The sequence below is a fragment of the Rhizobacter sp. P2_H2 genome (assembly GCF_056403375.1).
Genome location: NZ_JBFUFP010001243.1, coordinates 1 through 1,459, shown reverse-complemented (window position 1 = coordinate 1,459; position 1,459 = coordinate 1). Strand labels below are relative to the sequence as shown.

Sequence of the window (1,459 nt, the reverse complement as noted above, 5' to 3'; positions counted from 1 at the left end):
GCCGGCGAGCACCCAGTTGTTGGAGCCGACGCCCTCGACGCCCGATTCAGGCGCCGTCAGCAGCGCCTGGCGGCCGAGCGTGCCGTCCACCTTCAGCCCGCGGAACAGCGCCGCATAGTCGGCCGTCGCCAGCGGCGGCTCGCCGGGGTACGGCGGCAGCAGCTCGTTGATGCGCTCGACCGGCATCTTCAGCGCGAGCCGCATCCGCAGCAGCTCGGTCGACCAGTTGCCGCCCAGGTCCCAGGCCATCATCGTCGCCCAGGCCAGGCTGTCGACCGGCGTCCAGCGCTGCGGCTGCAGCCCGAGCAGCACGAACTCCGGCGGCCGCGCCTTCAGCGAACCGGCCAGCCAGGCGTTGATGCCGGCGCTGTAGGCCTCGAGCGCGGCTCGCGCCGCCGGGCTGGCCCGCTCCCACTGCGCCTGCGCGGCGCGGCGCACGCCGAGGGCGCGCAGGAAGCGGTCGGTCTCGAGCGCCGGCTCGCCGAACGCCTCGGCCAGCTGGCCGGCGCCGATGCGGCGGTGCGTCTCCAGCTGCCACAGCCGGTCCTGCGCATGGGCGAAGCCGAGGCCGAACATCGCGTCCTCGCGCGACGCCGCGTGGATGGTCGGCACGCCCTGCGCATCGCGCTCGATGCGCACCTCGCCGCGCAGCCCGTCGACGCGCTGCCCGCCGTCGACCTGCGGCAGCGTGCGCCAGGCATACAGCCCCAGCAGGGCCACCGCCAGCAACAGCCCGATCACCAGCCCGAGGGCCCCGCGCTTCAGCCATTTCATCGTTCGTTCCCTCGTGTTCGGTGCCATGCGGCGCAGCCGGGCCGATGAACAGCCGCCAGAAGTGCCTCATTTCGTGCGATCTGCGGCACGGCGCCCTGCACAGAATGCCAGCGGATCTACACCTGCGCGCGCACCGGCCGAAAGCCATGCACGTGAGTCACACGCCCATCGCCATGAAAAACGCACGCCTTTCGTTCGACCTCGACGCCGCCGCGCTGCAGAACATCCCCGGGATGCCCCATGAGCGACTGGCCCGTGTGGCCGCACGGCGCGTCTTCGTCGAGATGAAGCAGTGCTTCATGGAATCGGCCTCGGGCCTGCAAGGCGCCTCGGCCGCGCTGCTGCAGCGCCAGCTGCGCATCGCGGGCGACATCGGCGAGCTGCTCGAACTGAGCGAAACGCTGCTCGCCGTGCTGCCGCCCGAGCGATGCAAGGCGGTACGCCGCCAGCTCGACGCGGCCTTCCCGATGGCCGGCCGCGACACCGAATTCGTACCGCTGTAGGCCTGCCGGTTCAGCCGCCCAGCGGCCCGAGGTAATCACTCTTCCCCAACTCGACGCCGTTGTGGCGCAGCAGCGCATAGATCGTCGTCGCGTGGAAGAAGAAGTTCGGCAGCACGAAGGTGCGCAGGTAGACCTCGCCCTTCAGCGTCAGCGGGCCGTCGCGGCGCGGGATCGTCACATCC

General features: G+C 71.4%; 3 protein-coding genes. 1 reads left to right on the top strand and 2 read right to left on the bottom strand.

What is annotated here, in order from left to right; genetic code table 11:
* Positions 1–774, bottom strand: a 774-nt coding sequence (locus AC1D15_RS32010) for a penicillin acylase family protein (protein WP_477829222.1), incomplete at its 3' end; no start/stop codon positions are given.
* A gap of 44 nt (positions 775–818) precedes the next feature.
* On the opposite strand from AC1D15_RS32010, the gene AC1D15_RS32005 reads away from it, so the two are divergent.
* The gene (locus AC1D15_RS32005; protein WP_477829221.1) at positions 819–1,277 is read left to right on the top strand and encodes a hypothetical protein; all 459 of its coding nucleotides are present in this window, start codon (positions 819–821) and stop codon (positions 1,275–1,277) included.
* A gap of 10 nt (positions 1,278–1,287) precedes the next feature.
* Here AC1D15_RS32005 and AC1D15_RS32000 read toward each other — a convergent pair.
* Positions 1,288–1,459: DUF1993 family protein (locus AC1D15_RS32000; protein ID WP_477829223.1), on the bottom strand; the 172-nt coding region annotated here is incomplete at its 5' end.